Source organism: Bradyrhizobium macuxiense (genome assembly GCF_001542415.1).
GTDB lineage: Bacteria > Pseudomonadota > Alphaproteobacteria > Rhizobiales > Xanthobacteraceae > Bradyrhizobium > Bradyrhizobium macuxiense.
In genome coordinates, this window is the sequence record NZ_LNCU01000040.1 from 248,406 (window position 1) to 269,104 (window position 20,699).

At 65.4% G+C, this 20,699-nt stretch carries 18 protein-coding genes; 6 read left to right on the forward strand and 12 right to left on the reverse strand.

Annotated features, from left to right (window positions below; all coding sequences use genetic code 11):
* A complete protein-coding gene (locus AS156_RS13750) occupies positions 1–1,422 on the reverse strand; it encodes a TolC family outer membrane protein (protein WP_066504634.1) in 1,422 nt (473 codons plus the stop codon).
* Positions 1,423–1,657: 235 nt separating this feature from the next.
* Here AS156_RS13750 and AS156_RS13755 point away from each other — a divergent pair, with 235 nt between their 5' ends.
* The gene (locus AS156_RS13755) at positions 1,658–3,520 is read left to right on the forward strand and encodes an acetyl-CoA hydrolase/transferase C-terminal domain-containing protein (protein ID WP_066504637.1); all 1,863 of its coding nucleotides are present in this window, start codon (positions 1,658–1,660) and stop codon (positions 3,518–3,520) included.
* Positions 3,521–3,629: 109 nt separating this feature from the next.
* Here AS156_RS13755 and AS156_RS13760 read toward each other — a convergent pair whose 3' ends face one another.
* Positions 3,630–4,409 carry an enoyl-CoA hydratase gene (locus AS156_RS13760; protein ID WP_066504640.1) on the reverse strand — a complete coding sequence of 260 codons (780 nt, stop codon included), beginning with the start codon at positions 4,407–4,409 and terminating at the stop codon, positions 3,630–3,632.
* Between the two features lie 126 nt (positions 4,410–4,535).
* Positions 4,536–5,207, reverse strand: a complete 672-nt coding sequence (locus AS156_RS13765; RefSeq protein WP_066504645.1) for a hypothetical protein — start codon at positions 5,205–5,207, stop codon at positions 4,536–4,538.
* A 325-nt stretch (positions 5,208–5,532) separates the two neighbouring features.
* Between AS156_RS13765 and AS156_RS13770 the strand changes: the two genes are divergently transcribed.
* Together AS156_RS13770 and AS156_RS13775 are read left to right on the forward strand one after the other, a co-directional pair.
* The gene (locus AS156_RS13770; RefSeq protein ID WP_066504647.1) at positions 5,533–6,078 is read left to right on the forward strand and encodes a sigma-70 family RNA polymerase sigma factor; all 546 of its coding nucleotides are present in this window, start codon (positions 5,533–5,535) and stop codon (positions 6,076–6,078) included.
* Between the two features lie 2 nt (positions 6,079–6,080).
* On the forward strand, positions 6,081–6,719 hold the full coding sequence (locus tag AS156_RS13775; protein ID WP_066504649.1) for an NrsF family protein: 639 nt from the start codon (positions 6,081–6,083) through the stop codon (positions 6,717–6,719).
* A gap of 4 nt (positions 6,720–6,723) precedes the next feature.
* Here the strand turns inward: AS156_RS13775 and AS156_RS13780 are convergent, their stop codons facing one another.
* Positions 6,724–7,830, reverse strand: a complete 1,107-nt coding sequence (locus tag AS156_RS13780) for a DUF2336 domain-containing protein (RefSeq protein WP_066504653.1) — start codon at positions 7,828–7,830, stop codon at positions 6,724–6,726.
* 59 nt (positions 7,831–7,889) lie between these two features.
* Positions 7,890–9,038 (reverse strand): GGDEF domain-containing protein, encoded by a 1,149-nt coding sequence (locus tag AS156_RS13785; RefSeq protein ID WP_066504655.1) that lies wholly within the window; start codon positions 9,036–9,038, stop codon positions 7,890–7,892.
* A 411-nt stretch (positions 9,039–9,449) separates the two neighbouring features.
* On the opposite strand from AS156_RS13785, the gene AS156_RS13790 reads away from it, so the two are divergent.
* From AS156_RS13790 to AS156_RS13800, 3 genes are all read left to right on the forward strand, one after another.
* Complete coding sequence (locus AS156_RS13790) at positions 9,450–10,019, forward strand: sigma-70 family RNA polymerase sigma factor (RefSeq protein ID WP_066504659.1); 570 nt, start codon at positions 9,450–9,452, stop codon at positions 10,017–10,019.
* Positions 10,016–10,792 carry a hypothetical protein gene (locus AS156_RS13795; protein WP_066504661.1) on the forward strand — a complete coding sequence of 259 codons (777 nt, stop codon included), beginning with the start codon at positions 10,016–10,018 and terminating at the stop codon, positions 10,790–10,792. The genes AS156_RS13790 and AS156_RS13795 overlap by 4 nt, the downstream gene beginning before the upstream one ends.
* An 816-nt stretch (positions 10,793–11,608) precedes the next feature.
* On the forward strand, positions 11,609–12,091 hold the full coding sequence (locus tag AS156_RS13800; RefSeq protein ID WP_066504668.1) for a TIGR03809 family protein: 483 nt from the start codon (positions 11,609–11,611) through the stop codon (positions 12,089–12,091).
* 11 nt (positions 12,092–12,102) lie between these two features.
* Here AS156_RS13800 and AS156_RS13805 read toward each other — a convergent pair whose 3' ends face one another.
* The 7 genes from AS156_RS13805 to AS156_RS13835 form a co-directional block, all read right to left on the reverse strand.
* Positions 12,103–13,473: a TIGR03808 family TAT-translocated repetitive protein gene (locus tag AS156_RS13805; protein WP_066504670.1), complete on the reverse strand. Its 1,371-nt coding sequence runs from the start codon at positions 13,471–13,473 to the stop codon at positions 12,103–12,105.
* 116 nt (positions 13,474–13,589) lie between these two features.
* Positions 13,590–14,270, reverse strand: coding sequence for a pyroglutamyl-peptidase I (locus AS156_RS13810; protein WP_066504673.1), 681 nt, complete (start codon positions 14,268–14,270; stop codon positions 13,590–13,592).
* Positions 14,267–15,259, reverse strand: coding sequence for a methylmalonyl Co-A mutase-associated GTPase MeaB (gene meaB / locus AS156_RS13815; protein WP_066504675.1), 993 nt, complete (start codon positions 15,257–15,259; stop codon positions 14,267–14,269). Before meaB ends, AS156_RS13810 begins: the two co-directional genes overlap by 4 nt.
* A 61-nt stretch (positions 15,260–15,320) precedes the next feature.
* Positions 15,321–16,121 carry an RsiV family protein gene (locus tag AS156_RS13820; RefSeq protein WP_066504678.1) on the reverse strand — a complete coding sequence of 267 codons (801 nt, stop codon included), beginning with the start codon at positions 16,119–16,121 and terminating at the stop codon, positions 15,321–15,323.
* 42 nt (positions 16,122–16,163) lie between these two features.
* On the reverse strand, positions 16,164–18,320 hold the full coding sequence (scpA, locus tag AS156_RS13825; protein ID WP_066504681.1) for a methylmalonyl-CoA mutase: 2,157 nt from the start codon (positions 18,318–18,320) through the stop codon (positions 16,164–16,166).
* A gap of 21 nt (positions 18,321–18,341) precedes the next feature.
* The gene (locus tag AS156_RS13830; RefSeq protein WP_066504682.1) at positions 18,342–18,812 is read right to left on the reverse strand and encodes a GFA family protein; all 471 of its coding nucleotides are present in this window, start codon (positions 18,810–18,812) and stop codon (positions 18,342–18,344) included.
* The gene (locus AS156_RS13835) at positions 18,809–20,683 is read right to left on the reverse strand and encodes a methylmalonyl-CoA mutase family protein (RefSeq protein ID WP_066504684.1); all 1,875 of its coding nucleotides are present in this window, start codon (positions 20,681–20,683) and stop codon (positions 18,809–18,811) included. The genes AS156_RS13830 and AS156_RS13835 overlap by 4 nt, the downstream gene beginning before the upstream one ends.
* Between the last annotated feature and the right edge of the window lie 16 nt (positions 20,684–20,699).

The following is a 20,699-nucleotide window of genomic DNA, read 5'->3' on the forward strand; positions in this document are numbered from 1 at the left end:
CTATTGACCCGACGGCGTGCGCAGCCCGTGCCAGGCGTCGCGGACCTGATGGTAATGGACCTCGGGCAGATAGTCGGGCGTCTTGAGATTGAGCGTCTTGACGTCGAGATGCCCGATCGCGCTAAGCAGCGTGTACGAGGCGACCACGCGATCGCGCTGCGCGCCGATCAGTCGCGCCCGTGCCGTGATCAGATCCTGCTGCGCGTTGAGCACGTCGACGGTGGTGCGCTGGCCGCCGGCGGCTTCCTTCTGCACGCCCGCCAGCGCAACCTCGGCAGCCTTCATCTCGGACAGGGAGGCCGACACCGCGATCTTGGCGCCCTCGCTGGCGACCCAGGCGCTGACCACCGCGGTCTTGGCCTGATTGCGGACCTGGTCGAGCACGAGCCGGCTCTGCGCGGCGACTTCCTTGGCCTGCCGGGTCTGCGATGCGGCCGTGCCGCCGTCATAGATCGGTTGCGTGACCTGGCCGATCACCGAGGCCTGATCGGTTCCGAACGTGGAGAGCGAGGTGTCGGAGTCGCGGTTCTTGCTGACGCTGCCCTGCAGCGTGACGTTCGGCATCAGGCTGCTTTCGGCGACCCGGATCGAGGTCGAGGCGACGTCGACATCGTAGCCGGCGGCCATCACGGCCGGATGCTCGCGCAACGCAATCGCGAGCGCATCCTCGCGGCTGCGCGGCAGCAGCCGGTCAACGGTCTCGGCGGGGCGCAACTGGGACGGCGCGTTGCCGATCACCTGCGCATAGGTGGCCTGGCTGATCGCGAGATTGACTTCGGCGGCATTGAGATCGGCAAGGCCGCGATTGAGCCGCGCCTCGGCCTGTGCGGTATCCGTCGGCGTGACGTCGCCGGCATTGAGGCGCCGCTGCGTGATCGCCTGGGTCTCCTTCAGGAAGGCGACGTTGGAACGCTGGGCATCGACCAGCGTCTGGTTGGCCAGCACGTTGGTGTAGGCGGTAACGGCGTCGAGCAGCACGCCCTGGCCGACATTGCGGAGCGCCTCGCGGCCGGACTGCACTTGCAATTCAGCGACACGCACGCTGTTGGCGGTCTTGAAGCCGTTGAACAGGGTCTGGGTGACCGTCAGGCCGATCTGCCAGGGTTTCAGCGTCGCGGTCTGGATGACGTTGCCGGGCAACAGGTCGCGCACCGCCTGCAGGCCGACCGAAAGGCTGGCCGCGATCTGGGGTCTGTAACCGGCGAGGGCCTGCGGCACGTTTTCGTCGGTCGCACGCTGGCGCGCGCGTTCGGCATTAAGCTGCGGGTTGGTCTGATAGGCTTTGACCAGCGCTTCCGGCAGGCCCTCGGCGCGGGCGGCCGGCATCGCCAGCAGCAGCGTACACGCCAGCGCGCCAACGCAACTGCCCGACAACAACACACGCCTCTTTACGTCGCCCAAGCTGGCGGCACGCTCAACCATGTGATCCCGCACCCCAAACCCCGGCAGTCCGCCCCCGCCGGCGCATTCGACACGTCTACCTGTTTAGGGGGCGACGCAGCCACAGGCAAACCGTCGCGAGAGATCTGCACATTCAATTCTTGTCTGTTGCCGCTTCGTCACAGGCGAACGCCGGTGTCATATGCAGTATAAATTTCACCCACCGGCTGCCGATTCACGAGGCCGGTTGTCCACAGCCTCGCCGGGTTCATTCGTGATGCCGAACATCTTCTCCGACCCCGAGGCGATCGCGGAATACATCATTCGTGACGTCGGAACCGATCTGGTGGTCGGCTTGCCGCTCGGGCTCGGCAAGGCCAACCACGTCGTCAATGCGCTATATGCGCGGGCCGCCGCCGACCGCTCCATCAATCTCACGCTGCTCTCGGCGCTGACCCTGGAAAAGCCGAGGCCGAACAACCTGCTCGAGCAGCGCTTCATCGGTCCTGTGATCGATCGCCTGTTCGGCGGCTATCCGGATCTCGCCTATGCGGATGCGCTGCACGCCGGTGCCCTGCCGCCCAACATCAAGGTGATCGAGTTCTTCTTCCTCGCGGGGCAGTGGCTGTACCAGCCGTTCGCGCAACAGCATTACATCTCCGCGAACTACACCCACGCGGCGTCTTACCTGCTGTCGCGCGGGCTGAATGTCGTCACTCAGCTGGTCGCCAAACGCGTGGTCGACGGCGAGACGCGGTACAGCCTGAGCTGCAACACCGATACGACCCTCGACGTCCTGCGTGCGCGCAGCGACGGGCGCGCGTCGTTCAAGCTGATCGCCCAGGTGAATTCCGAGCTGCCGTTCATGCCTGGCGCCGGCGACCTGCCGGCCGGCGAGTTTGCAGCGGTGCTCGACAGCTCTGCGACCGACTTCCCGCTGTTCGCGCCGCCGTCGGAGCCGATCAGCGATACCAAATATGCGATCGGGCTGCACGCCGCGGGTCTGGTGCGTGACGGCGGTTCGCTGCAGATCGGCATCGGCCAGATCGGCGATGCGCTGGCGCAAGGCCTCGTGATTCGGCATCGCGACAACGCGCAGTACCACGGCATCATGAAGCGGCTCGCGCCCGGCAGCGAGCAGCTCGGCTCAATTGAGACCGGGCCGTTCGAGAAGGGGCTCTATGGCGTCAGCGAAATGCTGTTTGAGGCGTTCCTCGGACTGATCGATGCCGGCATCCTCAAGCGCGAAGTCGACGGCGTGATCCTGCACGGGGCGTTCTTCCTGGGGCCGCAATCGTTCTACCGGGCGTTGCGCGAGATGACGCCGGAGCAACTGGCGCGGATCCAGATGATGCCGGTGTCCTTCACCAACGAGATCTTCGGCGAGGAAGATGCCAAACGCCGCGCCCGCGTCGATGCGCGCTTCGTCAACAACGCGATGATGGCGACACTGCTGGGTGCCGCGATCTCAGACGGACTGGAGAATGGCCAGGTCGTGAGCGGCGTCGGCGGCCAGTACAATTTCGTGGCGCAGGCGTTTGCGCTCGAGGGGGCGCGTTCGGTGCTCACGCTGGAGGCAACGCGTCCGTCGGCTAAGCGAACGCAGTCGAACATCCGCTGGAGTTACGGCCACGAGACCATTCCGCGGCACCTGCGCGATATCTTCGTCACCGAATATGGCGTCGCCGACACGCGTGGGAAATCCGATGCCGATGTCGTCGCGGCGATGCTGCAGGTCACGGATTCCCGCTTCCAGAGCGAGTTGATGCGGCAGGCCAAGGAGGCCGGCAAGCTGCCGCGCAATTACGAGATCCCTGCCGCGCACCACGAGAACTATCCGGAGCGCATCAGCGCTGCGCTGAAGCCCACGCGTGACGCGGGGCTGTTGCCGTCATTCCCGTTCGGCAGCGACTTCACCGAGGTCGAGCAGCGGCTGATCCCTGCCTTGCAGATACTGCAGCAGGCGCAGCGCACATCGCTCCAATTGGCCAGGATGCTGTGGCAGGGCATGAGGCATCCACCCAATGCTGCGGACCGCGAATGCCTGGCGCGGCTCGGCCTCGACAAGCCCACGCATGTTGCCGAGCGCGCCTACCGCGCCCTGGTCAGCGCGGCACTGGCGCGGAGCAGGGGGCGTTAGAGCATGATCCGGAGAAGTGTGCAGCGGTTTTCCCTCGCGACAAACGCGGAACGCGTTTGCGCGGAGATCATGCTCCAACCAGGGAGCTAGACGAGAACCTTGTCGCAGCTTAGCGGTTCTTGTTCACCGGCTTGCGCTTCTCGATGAACGCAGCCATGCCCTCGGAGCGGTCTTCCAGCGCGAAGGTCGAGTGGAACAGGTTGCGTTCGACATTCATGCCTTCCGACAGCGGCGTCTCGAAGGCGCGGTTGATCGCTTCCTTGGCCATCGCCGCTGCCGGGCGCGACATCGAGGCGATCTTCTCGGCTGCGGCAAGCGCCTCTTCCAGCAGCTTGTCGGCGGGAACGATCCGCGACACGAGGCCCGAACGTTCGGCCTCGGCCGCATCCATCATCCGCCCGGTGAGGCAGAGATCCATCGCCTTCGACTTGCCGATCGCGCGCGTCAGCCGCTGGGTGCCGCCGATGCCGGGGATGGTGCCGAGCGTGATTTCCGGCTGGCCGAACTTGGCGGTCTCGGCGGCGATGATGATGTCACACATCATCGCAAGCTCGCAGCCGCCGCCCAGCGCATAGCCGGCGACCGCCGCGATGGTCGGCTTGCGACATCGCGCGACACGATCGCCGCCGATCGAGGCGAAGTCGCTGTTGAACATGTCGATGAAGCCCTTCGGCTGCATCTCCTTGATGTCGGCGCCGGCCGCAAAGGCCTTCTCGCTGCCGGTGATCAGAATGCAGCCGATCTTGTCGTCGGCCTCGAGATCGTCGACCGCCGCGGCGATCTCGCGGAACACGCCGAACGACAGGGCATTCAGCATTTTCGGCCGGTTCAGCGTGATGACGCCGACCGGTCCCTTGCTCTCGACGATGATGAATTCAAACGTAGCCATGGACGCAAACCCCGTGCCTGATTTGTCGGGCAATGTGCCTGCTGCCGGGATACGCTTCAAGTGGCCGAAAGGTAGCCGGGCCGCGGGTGCGACGCTACCCGCGCCGCACCCGCGACAATGGCCCGGCTAAGCCATGAACATGCGTGCGGCGGAGGCCACGGTGAGCAGGGCGCCGAACCCGATGAAGATCTTTCCGATCAGCGAGGTCTGGTCCCAGGTCGAGCTTTCGCCGCTGGCCAGGACCGGTGCCGCCCGGGACGAGGCCGTCGCCGGGGTCTGCGGCTGCGCCGGCGGGGTCTCCGGCTGAGCTGCCTGCTGCTGTTGGGCCGGCTGCTGCGGTTCCACCGGCTGCGCCTGCTGCAGGGTGCGATCGACGTCGTTGAGCTGGTCGGACGCAACCACGCTGGAGTCGGCCGGCTGCTGCGCGTCGACCGGCTTGTCGGCTGCGGCCAGAGTGGAATTGGTCGCAGCGGCGGGCGCGGCGTTCGCCGTGTCGCCAGAGGTCAGCTCTGCATTGGCGTTGGCGACCGAGGCGGGGATACCTGCCGATGTCACGCTGCCGGCGTCGCCGACCTTGCTGCCGGCGGTCTTCTGGCTTTCGGACTTGTCGGCGGTTTTGGAGGACTTGCGGTGAGCAGCGTGCTTGCTATGCCGGACCGATGTATCGGCGCTTGCGCTGTCGGATTTCAATGCGGTGGTGTCAGAACCGGCCGCACGCGCCGGCAACTGGCCAACGGCGCAGACAAGGAACCCTGTCGCAACCATCAAGGCCAAGCGTCCGCTGGCTTTGATTGTCATTTGATCATCTCCCCATTCGCCCGCCCGAGGTCGAAATGAGACCCCGCTGCGTGTCCACACCGGGGCAGAAAAAGGGAATCTTCGGGCTACAGGGGGCGAAAGCTGGGCAATTTCCGCCCATCACAGACCTGATAGCCGGAAGCCGCGCCGATGCTTGTCGGCCAGATCAGTGTTATGAGCCAAGGCGTGTGGATATCCACCAGAGCGATTCTGCCAGCCGGTCGTCGGTGCCATCCCCGCGGGAGCCTAACATCACGAGTTCGTGATGTGATCGGCTTCTGTGTAACGAATTGAAAGATCGACCGAATTGCACTCAGGAGCAGGCGTGCGGGAACGTGAGGATGAATGGACCGGCCTGATGCGGTCGGCCATTTCAGGCGATGACGCGGCATATCATCGCCTGCTCGAGGCCATCACGCCGGTGCTCCGCGCCGCAGCGCGCCGGGGTTTGGCGCGCGCGGGCCAACCGGTCGATCAGTCCGAGGACATTGTGCAGGACATCTTGCTGGCGGTGCATCTGAAGCGGCAGACCTGGGACGCCAACGCCCCATTTGCGCCCTGGCTGTTCGCGATCGCGCGCAACAAGCTGATCGACGCGCTGCGCCGCCGCGGCAGGCGCATCTTCGTCAATATCGACGACTTCGCAGAGACGCTGCCGGGAGAGGCGCCCGAGCCGACGGCCTCGGCGAGCGAGGTGACGGCTCAATTGCAGACGTTGCCGCCACGGCAGCGCGATGTGCTGCAGTCGATTGCGGTCGACAGCGCCTCGATCAAGGACACCGCGGCGAAATTCTCTATGAGCGAGGGCGCGGTGCGGGTCGCGCTGCATCGCGGGCTGGCGAGCCTCACGGCGAAACTACGGGACCGATGAGCATGGATACCGATCAACTCATTCGAACCCTGGCAGCGGACAATGCCTACCACTCGCGCCCGGTCGGTCTGGCGCTGATGCTGGCGCTGCTCGCCGCGGCTCCCGTCTCGTTGCTGATCTTCTTTGCCGAGCTCGGCGTCCGCCCCGACGTGATGACCGCGATGCATAATCCGTTCTTCGACCTGAAATTCGCGGTGACGGTGGCGCTCGCTGCGTCCGCGATCGCGGTCAGCCTGCATCTGTCGCGCCCCGAAGCCTCGCTGCGCGGTTTCGGCTGGTGGCTGTTGATTCCCGCCGGCATCCTCGTGGCCGCTATCAGCGGCGAGATGATGATGCCGCAGCGCACGCCGATGATGACGCGGCTGATCGGCAAGAACTCGATGACCTGCATGTCTGCAATCCCCGCGATGTCGCTGCCGCTGCTCGCGGGCGCGCTGTACGGCCTGCGGCAGGGCGCTCCGTCGCGGCCTGCAGCGGCCGGCGCGATCGCCGGCATGCTGTCGGCAGGATTGGCGGCGACGATCTATGCGTCGCATTGCACCGATGACTCGCCGCTGTTCGTCGCGACCTGGTACACGCTCGCAACGGCGATCGTCGCGACCGTCGGCGCCTTCGCGGGACGGCGCGTGCTGCGATACTGAGGTACTAGGCCGCCGGCGCGGACTGCTGCATGCGATGGAAGCGGAGCACCTGCTGCGCGGTCGAGGGCCGCAGCCGCTCATAGGTGTCCTTGCAGGCCTGCAGGTCGGTCGGTTCGCCGCCCGAGATGTCGTCCCGCAGGTTGATGATGGCCCGCACCGTCGTCCATGACAGGCCTGAGACCTTGGCGAGGATCATCACGCCCTCGGCGCGGGTTTCGATCATCATGTTCTCGGCAACGCCGACCGTGACATTGGCAAGCGCAGCGAGCGAGGCGTTGGTCTCGTCGAACTTGCCGGCCTCGGCAAACGCCGCCAGCTGGAATTCATCGAGCCGGCCGTCCGCGTAGAGCGACTTGACCAGGGCATGTGCGATGGTGGTGTCGCGGGTGACGGCGCCGGATGCCGAGCGCGCGCGTCGAGTCGCTTCCTTCACTGCGATCGGGATTTCTTTGGCCTGCTGCGGAATCGCGGCCTCGAGCCGCTGCCGCACGGTGTCGGATGCCTTCGCAACCAGCTTGAGATAGAGGTGCCGCGGAATGCTCGGGCGCAGGCCGACGCAAGTCGACAGATCGTCGTCGCCCTCGGCGCGGCTGACCAGGCGGGTGAATCCGCGCTCGGTGAATTCCGCGCCGGGATTGGTGACCGTGCTCTGGATCACCTCGTCATTGCCGCGCAACACCAGCACGTCGGTCACGGCGCCGCTCAGCGCCTTTCGGGTCGAGATGGCCAGCAGATGCGCCTGGCTCTTGCTGCGCGCCGTCTCGATCAGGGTGTCGTCGTCGAGCCGCGTCGATTGCGCGAGCACGGGGCCGGCGACCTCGATCAGGTCGTCGAAGGCGAGCGTGCGGATCGTCTGCGGCGGCGCGGTGTCGATCGGGGCAAGCCGGTTGGCGAGCAGCGCCTTTGCCGAGCTTTCGATGTGCTCGAGCAGGCACTGGAAGACGTCGTCGAACAGTCCGACCTGCTCGTTCGAATAGTCGATCGAGCCGTTGATGAAGAGGTCGGTCACGCGACGCAGCGTCTCGACACGGCGCGCGACGGTGCCGTGGGCAAGCGTCGTCTGCAGCTCGTCGAGCAGGCTTTCGGGGGCGGTCGCGGACTTCGAACTCATGACTCTATCCTGGAGCGGTGGCGACGGATTCTCCGGCGCCGGATTCAAAACTCAAACGATCAGGCGCTGACGATGCGGTTGCGGCCCCGGGCCTTGGCTGCGTAAAGCGCGCTGTCGGCGCGCGCGAGCAATGTGTCGGAACTTTCGCGCGGTCGCAGCGTCGTGACACCCGCGGAGATCGTCACCTGCATGCCCGGCGAGAACGCGCTCCAGTCGAGATCGGCGACGATCATGCGCAGCCGCCCCAGCGCGCGCATCGCCTGATCCTGGGACAGGTCGGGCAATAGCAGCAGGAATTCCTCGCCGCCGTAGCGGCCGAAACGGTCGATGCTACGGAGATTGGCGAACATGGTGATGGCGAAGGTGCGCAGCGTCTCGTCGCCGGTCGGATGGCCGTAGACGTCGTTGATCCGCTTGAAGTGGTCGAGATCGATCAGAGCCACCGCGCAGGAGCTGCCGTTGCGCGCGCAGCGCGCGATCTCCTCGTCGAGCATGCGCATGATGCAGCGGCGATTGAAGGCGCCGGTCAGCTCGTCGAGTTCGGCGAGCTCCTCGATGCGCCGGTAGGCCTCCTTGAGCTTCAGCCCGCTCTGATACAGCGATTGCTGCATCGAGCTCGAGAAGATGCCGAGGCACATGCAGCGCCCGATGGTCAGCGCGAACACCAGCGTGGTGGCAAGCCGGTCCATCGTGGTGCCGGTCGGCATTCCGATCGGCTTGTCGGTTCCGAGGAACAGCGCGGCCAAGCCCGCGACCATGATAGTCCAGACGATGGCGGTCTGCCGTGCCGAGATGCGCAGCGCGCCGAAGCCGAACACCACGAACAAGTTGCAGAGGAAGAGCACGCCGACGTCCGGCGCGATGTAGGTGAACACCAGCAGGTTCACCATGTTGATGGCCGATTGCGGCGTGACCAGATAGTGGTCGCGGAAGCGCTCGTGGAAACCGCGCTCCGAGAGCAGCACATAGATCGCCACCAAAGCGAGGCCGGTGAGGGCGTAGCCGGCCGCGACGCCGACCGTGGTGGTGCCGGCACGTGCGTAGATCAATAGGACGACGGCATCGAGCACGTAGCAGGCGGCGATCATCGACTGGATCTGGCGCCGTTGCCTGGCCCGCAGCGCCAGGCGTTCGGCCGTCAGCTTGGGACGGTCGCCTCCCAATACGCCCGCGATCGGGCCGAGAAATGACGACGCAGCGCTGCCCATGGTCTCGCCATTGGTGGAATTCGGCAAAAATCTACGTGGAAAGCCTTTAGGTTTGGTATCTTTTGGAGCCGAATCCACCCCGTTGGAACCCGGTCATCACCCTTGTTTCGCAAGGGAAATCCGTTTGCCGGCGGAGCGGGGAGGCGGCGCGCCGGCGTCGCGCGCGCAGTAATGGCTGCGGGCGGGAAGCCTTGGTAAGGTCGCACCTGACGCTGCGGTGTCAGAGAGAGTATACGTTATTATGATACCGTTTTCCGGGTGCCGGCCACGTGAGGCGAATTTTCCGGAGCCGAAAGATCGTCTGTGGTGTAAATCACACATGCAGTCCGAGCATTGCCGTAATGTGAAGAATCTTGGCTCTCGCGTCGAACCACGCCCCACCCCCCTCAGACCAACTTTGCGAGACGGCCATTGAGCGCGACACAGGCGGCTTCAGACGAGGTTCTGATCGCCCGGATCGCTCAGGGCGACCGGCTTGCCATGCAGGTGCTGTACGGACGGCACCATGTCAGGGTGTATCGTTTCGGGCTTCGGCTCGTGCGGGACGAACAGGTGGCGGAGGACCTGATTAATGAGGTCTTCCTGGACGTGTGGCGTCAGGCGGGCAAGTTCGAGGGTCGATCCGCCGTTTCAACCTGGCTTCTGGCGATAACCCGGTTCAAGGCGTTGTCTGCGCTACGGCGCAGGAAAGACGCCGAATTGGACGATGAGGCCGCGAACGCGATCGAGGATGCGTCCGACGATCCGGAAACGGTGGTGCAGAAGAAGGATACCGGTGAAGCGCTGCGCAGGTGCCTGACGGCGCTGTCGGCGGACCATCGGGAGATCGTCGATCTTGTCTACTATCACGAGAAATCCGTGGAAGATGTCGCCGAGATCGTCGGCATTCCGGAGAACACCGTGAAGACGCGACTGTTTTACGCACGCAAGAAACTTGCCGAGCTGCTCAAGGCAGCCGGCGTCGAGCGAGGTTGGCCATGATGGCAGCGGGCAAGAAGGTGCTGGATCAAGAGCCCGGCGATATCGAGATGCTGTTGCCTTGGTACGCGGCGGGCACGCTGAACGCGCGCGACACGCGCCGCGTCGAGGACGCGCTTGCCCGCGATCCGGAGTTGGCGACGCAATATGCCGTCATCCGCGAGGAATATGCCGAGACCATCCGCCTGAACGAGAGCCTCGGTGCGCCCTCGGCGCGCGCCATGCAGAAGCTGTTCGCCGCGATCGATGCCGAGCCGGAGCGCAAGCCGTCGATGTGGGCGCGCATCTCCGCCAGCATCTCGGAGTTCTTCGCGAAGCTGTCGCCACGCACGCTGGCCTGGTCGTCCGCCCTCGGCGCGGTGGTGGTGCTGTTGCAGGCGGGGGTGATCGGTACGGTGCTGATGCGGAGCCAGCCGACCTCGTTTCAAACCGCCTCGCTCGATGAGGCCGATCGCAGTGCGCCGGTCACCCGTGAACTCGCGAGCCCGGCGCCAACGCCACCGCAGATGACCGAACGCAGCGCCCCGCTGACCCGCGACCTCGCGGCCCCGGCTGCTGCGCCGTCGCGTGTGCTGGTGCGGTTCGCGCCGGATGCCAGGGTCGCCGACATCAGCGCGCTGCTCGACGCCTATCAGGCCTCGATCGTCGACGGAGCCAAGGGCGGGCTGTTCCGCCTGCAGGTCGGTAACCGCGCGATGTCCAAGACCGACCTCGCGGCGCTGGTTGCCAGGCTGCAGAAGGAAAGAATCGTCAGCTTCGCGGCCGAAGCGCAGTAGGCCGTCGGTTGACGGTTCGCATCGAGCCACGGATCAATCCGAGCGTTGCCTGAAGGGCAGGCGGTAACATCGTCGTCATCGCGGCGCTTGCTGCGACTATTTGATGCGTCTGCCGCTCGTGTTGCTGCGATCTCGGACAAACCGTCGCAGGCGGCCAAGGCGCGGTCGGCAATAACACTTCCGTGAGCCTCGTCGGCGTTCTGCGAACGTATTTGACAGATCCGCCGCAAATGCCTTGCTGTGCAGTGATTTTCGGCGTTGAGCGCCCGGTATGACGCAGCGACGCGTCGCGGGGAGAAGGTTAAAAAAATCGTCGAGGGTTTGAACGTCGGCGTAGCTGTCACGACTTATGTGTGTGGGAGCGGTTTATCCCTCCCCGGCTATATCAGGCGCGAGCGCCCATCCACCCCAAGCGCCCATATGGCTTTGACCCGTCCGGTTGTCCCCCCGGACGGGTCTTTCATTTTGGGCATGCCTTGTGTGATGGCTGATCGGACGCGGCCGGCCGATTTCGCTCCCGTCGGCGTCAATGGCGAGCAGCCGCAGCGCCGCGGCGGATTGTTGTGGATCGTCCGGCGGGCTGTCGTCGGAAGCGCGAGGCATCGTCATCCTGCAAGCCCATGAGTCCACTATGGATCGCGTCGACTATGGATCGCGCCAGAAACTCCGTAGTGGAGCGGACTTCCCTCGTCGGCGTTCTCCAATTAAGAATTTAGTTAGACTTTATTTACCTTTTCCACAGAATATCCAGGTCACGTCCAGTTGATTCGGTTCGGTTGCGTCTGCGTCCGTTTTCTCTCCCTGCGGGCAAGTTGAATGACACATCGGACTGACGTGGCCAAAGGTCACGAGATCGTTGCACGCTGGTGCAGCCTTGCCGAGCAACGGCTGGAACACCTCACCGAATTGTTCGAGACCGGGCGCTGGCGCCGCTACCACACCGAGGACGCCTTTCTCGAAAACATCAGGGAAGCCAGGACGGCAGTCGACACCTGGCGCGAACTGCTGTCGCGCGAGGCCTCGCTGGACAACTCGCCGATCGATCTGTCGTGGCTCGGTCGTGGACGCCCGAACCTGCCGCCGCGCGTACCCCTGTCGATGCCGGATCCCGAGCCGGAAGCGTTGACCTTCGCCGAAGCCACGATGACGGCCATGACCGCCGCGCTCGAGACCGCGGCCGAGGTGCTGGAAGAGGCGCCCACCGTGAGCGATGCACCGCCGCTGGAGATGCCCCCTCCGCTCGTGCTCGATCTCAACGCGATCCAGGCACGCTATCCGTTGCTGCGCAACTCGCTGTAGCGAGTCACGGCCTAGCGCCGCACGGCGTTGGAGCCGACCATCAGCTGCGCATATTGCTGGGCCCCGCCGGCCGACAGGTCGGTGGTCACTGCGCGGGCGTGATCGAGCCCGACCACCGCGCCGCGCGGCGTTTCCGAGATCATGTTGTTGTTGATCAGCGCCGTGCCCGCGCCCGGCACCACGGAGACGCCGACGCCGATAAAGGCGTTGCGGATGACGTTCCCGGTGATCGCGACATCGCGCAGATATTTGCCCCAGCCGGCGATGATCCCGAATGACGGGGCGTTCTCGACCACATTGCCGGTGACCGTCGTGTCAGCCTCGACATAAATGCCGATGCCGGCGTCATCGTCGGGTGCAGTGCCGATCGGGCGTTTCGGGATCAGGTTGCGGATGATGTTGCCCTGGACCACCGCGAGGCGGCCGCCGTCATTGAAATTGCACACGGAGACGCCGACCGCGGCGCCGTCGACGGTGTTGTTGGCGATGACGGCAGCCTCGAAGGAGAATTCCGAGTAGAGCGCCACCTCACGGACATTGCTGACACTGTTGTCCGTGATGTGGATGTTGGCGGCCGAATTGCCGCGCACCGCCGAATAGTCGCAGTTCCTGATGCGGTTGCCGCGCACGATCACGTTGCCGGCGCGGAAGGCATTGATGGCGTTGCCGTACTGGCCCGAGCCGCCGGGACCGGCCTTGATGTCTTCGATGCGGTTGTCGGCGACGATGCTGCCGTCGTCACCGATCGCCGTGCGCAGGATCTCGATGCCGTTGTCGCTGGTGCCCTTGATGGTGTTGCGCGAGACGATCAGGCCGAGCGCATCGAACGAGATCAGCGCGGTGGCCGCCATATCGGTGAAGATGTTGTTGCTGACGTCGCCCGACACCTGCTCGAGCCAGATACCGTTGCGACCGCTGCCGGTGAATTCGCAATCGGCGATTCGGATGTCGCGGCCGGCGATGCAATGCACTAGTCCGCGCCGCTCCGGCAGCGGGATGTTGCCGCCGTCGAAGGCGAGTCCGGTGAGACCAGCGCCGTCGGCACCGTCGCCCGAGAGTATCGATGCGCCTCCGGTGAATGCGAGCCGGCTCGCGCCGCGCACGCCGATCAGCTGGCTGCCGGGCGCAAGCCGCAGCAGGCCGGTGCGGTAGACGCCGGGCGGGAACACCAGCGGCACATGGGCGCGGGCGGCCTCGTCGATCGCGCGCTGCAGGTTTCGGGTTTGATCGTCGGGACTGCCGGGGCGAACGCCATATTGCGTGACGTCGCGACCAAGCGAGCCGACTGCTGGCGCCGCGCGCGCCGCCTCCGGCGACATCGCGAGCGCGCCGGCAACGCCGACGGCGGATGCTCCGATCACATGACGGCGGTTGACGTCCATGACGCGTGGCTCTCGCTTGAGACGCGAGCGGTGTCGTTCGCCCATGTTACGTAGCGCGAAATGCGGCGCCGCATGGTGAACGAGCCAAGGGAACAGGGCAATAGTTGGCGGTAGGGTTAACCCCCGGTGCAGCGATCAGCGTCCATGGTGCGCGAGAGCGCGGCTTGCCGCGTCAATTTGACCAGCTCCATCAGCATGGCCTCGCCGGCGTCGACCAGTTGCTCCAGCGTGATGGTCGAGACGCCGCGCGCGGCGCTGCCGTCATGCGCGAGCGGCGGAACGTGGACGAATTGCGTCAGATGCAGGCCATCGTCCTTGCCTGCGGCCTCGATCGCGCGCCAGCTCAGATAGTTGCAGAGGTAGCTACCGGCATCGCGCGACAGCCGTGCGTCGATGCCGGTGGCGAGCGCGGCGCGCAGCAGCCTTTCGGACTGCGGCCCGAACGCTCTCGCATCAAAGCCATCGACGATCGATCCCTTGCGCGCGTGCTGGCGGCCTGCATCGGGAAAGCGCGTGGTCACCGCGTTGCGGGCACGGGTTTCGATCCGCAAATGGCCGGTGCGGCCGGCAAGCCCGAACATCAAGAGCGCCAGCGGGCGGTGCGTTGCGAGGAGCTCCGGCAATTCGCGATCGACAGTCGCGTAGGTGACGTCGAAGATATGGCCGGTCAGCGCGACATCGTCGAAGGCCGGGCGGCGCAGCCCGGTCAGCCGCTTCACCAGCGCCATGGTCGGGTTGAAAGCTGCGCCCGGGAACGATCCGAAGCCGGTGACGAGGATGCGCAGCCGCGCACTCACCGCAGCATCTCTGCGATCTGTTCGGCGGCGACGGCTGGAGAGATGCGGCCGTCGGCGACGTCGGTTTCCATCCGCTTCACCTTCGCCCGGATCGACGCATCGGCGCGCAGCCGCGCCATCATGCGGCTCTCCAGCATCGACCACATCCACTTCACCTGCTGCTCGCGGCGACGGCCTGCGAACTCGCCGGAGGCGGTCATCGCGGTGCGGTGCTCGAGGATTCTTTGCCAGATCTTGTCGAGGCCCGCGCCAGTCAGCGCCGAATAGGTTTCGACCGGCGGATGCCAATGTTCCGAGCGCGGCGAGAGGATATGCAGCGCGCTGCGATAATCTGCCGCCGCGAGATTGGCGCGCTTGATGTTGTCGCCGTCGGCCTTGTTGATCGCGACCATGTCAGCGAGTTCGACGAGGCCCTTCTTGATGCCCTGCAGCTCGTCGCCGGCGCCCGGCAGCATCAGCGCCAGGAAGAAATCGGTCATGTCGCAGACCGCGGTTTCGGACTGGCCGATGCCGACGGTTTCGACCAGCACCACGTCGAAGCCCGCCGCCTCGCACAGCAGCATTGCCTCGCGCGTCTTTGCCGCGACGCCGCCGAGCGTGCCCGAGGAGGGCGATGGCCGGATAAAGGCCTGATCGGAGATGGCGAGCCGCGCCATCCGCGTCTTGTCACCGAGGATCGAGCCGCCGGTGCGCGCCGAGGAGGGATCGACCGCCAGCACCGCGACCTTGTGGCCCTGCTCGATCAGGAACATGCCGAGTGCATCGATGGTGGTCGACTTGCCGACGCCGGGCGAGCCAGTGATGCCGACCCGCACGGCGCTACCGGTGTCGGGCAAGAGCGCCTGCACCAGATCGCGCGCCGCGGCCTGATGGTCGTTCCGTCGGCTCTCGACCAGCGTGATCGCCCGCGCCAGCGCCGCGCGTTGGCCGGCGCGGAGTTGCTGGGCGAGGGAACGGATGTCGGGGGAGGCGGTCTTCGGCGCAGTCATAGGCTTGGTTTACAACGATAGCTCGTGATGGGCGAGGGGGCCGGCCAAGCTCGTCAGATACCTAGTTCTGATCGTCTTGGTCGCCCTTCGGCCGCGCCCCGGCAAAAATCTTTGCGCCTTCCGGGCTGAGGTACGGCTTCAGCGTCTCCCACGGCACGAAGGCGACATACTGTCCCTCGGCATAGGGGCCGACGGCGTAGGGCGGGTAGTGGAAGGTGAGGCCGGAGCTCTTGCCGGCCTCTGTCGAGGGCGCGAGCGTCACAGCCCCGATCTTGAGCAGCGTCGGCTTCAGGTCCTTGTACCACTCGGCGGTCGCGGTCTCGCCGGCGCCGCGCTTTTTCTTTTCGGCATTGAGCGAGGTGATGATGGCCTTCAGCATCGTCTTCATGGTCGGACCGTTCTCTGCGGTCTCGCCGAAGAAGGGGCGGATGCTGATGCGCTTCGTCTCAGTCGCATCCCACAGGACGGTGTTGACGTCGGAGTTCGGATGCGCGCCATGGGTGTCCATGTAATCATCCCGCAGTACACTGACATAGCGGCCGTCGACGATCGAGCGCACCGAATAATTGCGCCCGAATGAATAGCCGCCGCGGTCTTTGAAGAGCTCGGGCTCCTGCTTGCGGTCGGAGGCCGCCTCAGCGGCATTCTTGTCGATCCACTTCTTGCCTTCGGCGAGGCAATCGGCGGCGAGCGCCGCATCCGCCTTGATCTTGTCGTCGAGATAGATATTGGCCTCGACGCTCTTGTTCTTGATCGAGGCGTCGGGCTTGGGATCGTCGGCCAGCGCGGGGAGGCCGAGGCAGGCCAGCAGCCCGGCAAGACATATGATGCGAGCAGGCGTCGTGAAGCGAACGGCGCGCATGGAGAGCTCCCTTCGAACGGGAAGAGGAAGAAAGCGGCAGAGCTACTCGGCCGCCTCGCTGTGGCCGAGCCTTGCGTTGAGCTTGTGGATCAACTCCTCCGCGGCATCCGAGATCACCGTGCCCGGTGGGTAGATCGCCTCGGCGCCGGCCTTGTACAGCGCATCGTAATCCTGCGGCGGCACCACGCCGCCGATGATGATCATGATGTCCTCGCGGCCGTGCTTCTTCAGCGCGGCTTTCAGCTCCGGCACCGCGGTGAGGTGGGCGGCAGCGAGCGAGGAAACGCCGAGAATGTGCACGTCGTTCTCGACCGCCTGGCGGGCGGCTTCCTCAGCGGTTGCGAACAGCGGCCCGATATCGACGTCGAAGCCGACATCGGCGAAGGCCGATGCGATCACCTTCTGGCCGCGGTCGTGACCGTCCTGGCCGATCTTTGCCACCAGGATCCGGGGACGGCGGCCTTCGGCCTCCTCGAACGCATCGATCAGGGCCTGCACCTTTTCGACCTTGTTGGACATGGCCGCTGCCTCTCGCTTGTAGACGCCGGTGATCGACTTGATCTCGGCGCGGTGCCGGCCGAACACCTTTTCCATCGCGTCTGAAATCTCGCCGACGGTGGCCTTCGCGCGCGCCGCGTCGATCGCGAGCGCCAGCAAATTGCCGTTGCCTTCGCCCGCCGAACGGGTCAGCGCAGCCAGCGTCGCGTCGACGTCCTTCTGGTTGCGCTCCTTCTTCAAGCGGCCGAGCTTGTCGATCTGCAGCCGTCGCACCGTGGAGTTCTCGACCTTCAGCACGTCGATCGGCTTCTCGTTCTCCGGCTTGAACTTGTTGACGCCGATCACGGCCTGGCGGCCGGCATCGATGCGCGCCTGGGTCTTGGCCGAGGCCTCCTCGATGCGCAGCTTCGGCACGCCGGCCTCGATCGCCTTGGCCATGCCGCCGAGCGCCTCGACCTCCTGGATATGATCCCAGGCCTTCGCTGCGAGATCGCGGGTCAGCCGCTCAACGTAATAGGAGCCGCCCCAGGGATCGATGATGCGGTTGGTGCCGCTCTCCTGCTGCAGGAACAGTTGCGTGTTGCGGGCGATGCGCGCCGAGAAATCGGTCGGCAGCGCCAGCGCCTCGTCGAGCGCGTTGGTGTGCAGCGACTGGGTGTGGCCCTGCGTCGCCGCCATCGCCTCGATCGTGGTGCGCATCACGTTGTTGAAGACATCCTGCGCCGTCAGCGACCAGCCCGAGGTCTGGCAATGCGTGCGCAGCGACAGCGAGCGCGGATCCTTCGGGTTGAACGGCTTGAGCAGCTTGGCCCACAACAGCCGCGCAGCGCGCATCTTGGCGACTTCCATGAAGAAGTTCATGCCGATCGCCCAGAAGAACGACAGCCGCGGTGCGAAGCGGTCGACGTCGAGGCCTGCGGCAAGACCGGCGCGCAGATATTCGACGCCGTCGGCCAACGTATAGGCGAGCTCGAGGTCCTGCGTCGCGCCGGCCTCCTGCATGTGGTAGCCGGAGATCGAGATCGAATTGTATTTCGGCATCTTCTGCGAGGTGTAGGCGAAGATGTCGGAGATGATCCGCATCGAGGGCACCGGCGGATAGATGTAGGTGTTGCGCACCATGAACTCTTTCAGAATGTCGTTCTGAATGGTGCCCGACAGTTTTTCCGGCGGCACGCCCTGCTCCTCGGCGGCCGCGACGAACAGCGCGAGGATCGGCAGCACCGCGCCGTTCATGGTCATCGACACGCTCATCTGGTCGAGCGGGATGCCGGCGAACAACGTGCGCATGTCGTAGATGGAATCGATCGCGACACCGGCCATGCCGACGTCGCCGGAGACGCGCGGATGATCCGAGTCATAGCCGCGGTGGGTGGCGAGATCGAACGCGACCGACAGGCCCTTCTGTCCCGCCGCGAGGTTGCGACGGTAGAAGGCGTTGGAATCCTCCGCCGTGGAGAAGCCGGCATATTGCCGGATGGTCCAAGGCTGATTGACATACATGGTCGGGTAGGGGCCGCGCAGATAGGGCGCGATCCCGGGCCATGTCTCGAGGAAGTCGATGCCTTCGAGATCAGCTTCGCTGTAGATCGATTTGACCGGAATGCCTTCCGGCGTCAGCCACGGCTCCGCGCTCGCAGCTTGCTCCGCTGTAGCGACGGACTGGAAGGCGACATCAGCGAAATTGGGAATGCGGGTCATTCCTTGGATTCCTCAAACTGGCTAGTCATGGTCCGGATGCTGATGGCTGGTGATCGTTGCCATCTTCTCCGGGCCGTAATTCTGCATCGTGGTCTGGCTCGGCAGATTGGCAATGCCGACCACCCAGCCGAGCCGGGACTCGGTTCCAAATTGCTGTGTCGGCACCACCCGGTCCGGCCGGTCGAAGGCGCCGGTCATGATCTCGATCCGTGGCCCGTCGATGCGACGGAAGCTCAACGGCGTGCCGCAGGCGGCGCAGAAGTCGCGCTCGGCGATCGAGGACGACTTGAACGCGGCGGGCTTGCCGCGGGTCCAAGTGAAATCGTTGCGATCGATGTCCGCGAAGGAGGCGAACGGCGCGCCGGAGGCTTTTTGACACATCCGGCAGTGGCAGATGCTGATCCGGGTTGGCGCCGACGACACGGCGAAGCGAACGGCGCCGCACTGGCAGCCACCGGTCAGAACAGGTTTCGTCGATGTCTCGGCCGTCATGTCTGCTCCATCCGCCGATAGGCGTCGCGCAATGTCGCCAGCGCATCGCCGCCGGCGAAGACGAACTCACCGATGCCGGCCGCCCGCAACGCCGCTTCCTGGCCGCCGGGGCGCCCTGCCAGATAGATATGCTTCGCTCCGGCGCCGTGAAGGGCCCTGCCGGCATCAGCCGCACTGATGGCATAGACCTTGTCCGAGGAGCAGATGCAGGCCATCGCCGCACCGGAGGCCTTGAAGGCGGTGGCCAGTGCCGCTGCATCGGCAAAGCCCTCGCTGTCGATCGCTTCGATGCCGCCGGTCTCGAAGAAGCTCTTGGCAAAGGTGGCACGCGCGGTGAAATCCGCAGGCGTGCCGAGATTGGCGAGGAAGATTTTTGGCCGCGTACCCTTCGCCTTCAGCGCCGCATCCGACCTGTCGCGCAGGGCCTCGAACGGTTCGGCGAGGCGCATCGGCGCCAATGCGTCGAACCTGATCGTCGCATCGGCCGGGATGACTGGCGCCGCAGGCTTCACGTCCAGCACCGCGATGTCCGGTTCATGCAGGTTCGGGAACTCGCTGGCGCCGGTCAGCACGTCGCGGCGTTTTGCCACATTGGTTTCGCGCAGGCTCCGCGTTGCCGCGACTTTGTGCTGGATCAGGCCTTGCTCAAGTGCTGCGAAGATGCCGCCGGCCTTTTCGATCTCCTGGAACAGCGCCCATGCCGCGTCGCACAGCTGCGAGGTCAGCGTCTCGATGCCGCCGGAGCCTGCCGCAGGATCGGAGACCTTTGCGAGGTTGGATTCTTCCAGCAGCACGAGTTGGGTGTTGCGCGCCACGCGCCGGGCGAAATCGTCGGGCAAACCGAGCGCCAGGGTGTGCGGCAGCACGGTGATCGCATTGGCGCCGCCGAGGCCGGCGGCGAATGTCGCCATCGTCGCGCGCAGCATGTTCACATTGGCGTCGCGCTGGGTCAGCATGCGCCATGCGGTCTGCGCATTGACGAAGATCGGCTTCGGTGCGAGGCCGCAGGCCTGTTCGACCCGCGCCCACAGGAGCCTGAGCGCGCGGAATTTCGCCAGCGTCAGGAACTGGTCGGCGTCGGCGCTGAGCCGGAACGAGATGGCCGCGCGCGCGGCGTCGAGCTCGATGCCCGCGGCTTCCAGCATGCGCATATAGGCGAGCGCCACCGCAAGCGTGAAGGCGAGCTCCTGCACGTCCGACCCGCCGGTATCGTGCACCGGCCGGCCATCGGCGAGCACGAACGGTCCCTTGAAGCCGCGCTTGATCAGCCCGTTCACCACTTTGCCGAATGGCTTCTCGTAGTCGGCCCAGGCGGCAGCCGCGGCGCCGCGCACCGCGACCGTGCTGAGCGCCTGATAGTTGAAGTGCAGGTCGAGCTTGGCGGGATCGATCTTGCGGGCCTCGATCATGTCGGCGAATGTTTCGCCGGCGTTCTCACGCCCGATCACCGGGTTGAGCGCGATCATGATGCCGGCATCAAGATGGATGCCGTCGCACACCCTGGCCAGTGTCTCCTTGCTGGCATCGGCAAGGCCGAAGCCGCGCGTGCCGGGTCCGCCGGCGAATTCGAATTCGAGCCCGGTCGCCCCGTTCTCGAGATCGTGCAGGGCCTGCGCATTGGCCTGCGCGGCGTCGGGATGGTCGACCCGCTGCAGGACCTGCCAGGGGGCCGCGGCGGCGCGGGCGGCGATCGGGCCGGTGTTGGTCGCGCGCCGGTAGATCGGATCGATCTTCAACCCGTCATAGGTCTTGCCGACCAGCTTCTCGAACGGGGCGCCCTTCAGCACGCCGTCGACCAGCTTGCGCCAGTCCTCGTAGGTCGCCGGTGGAAAATCCGCTGCCAGCCGCAAATCGTCAGTCGTGGTCGTCATCCGCCCAAAATGTCCT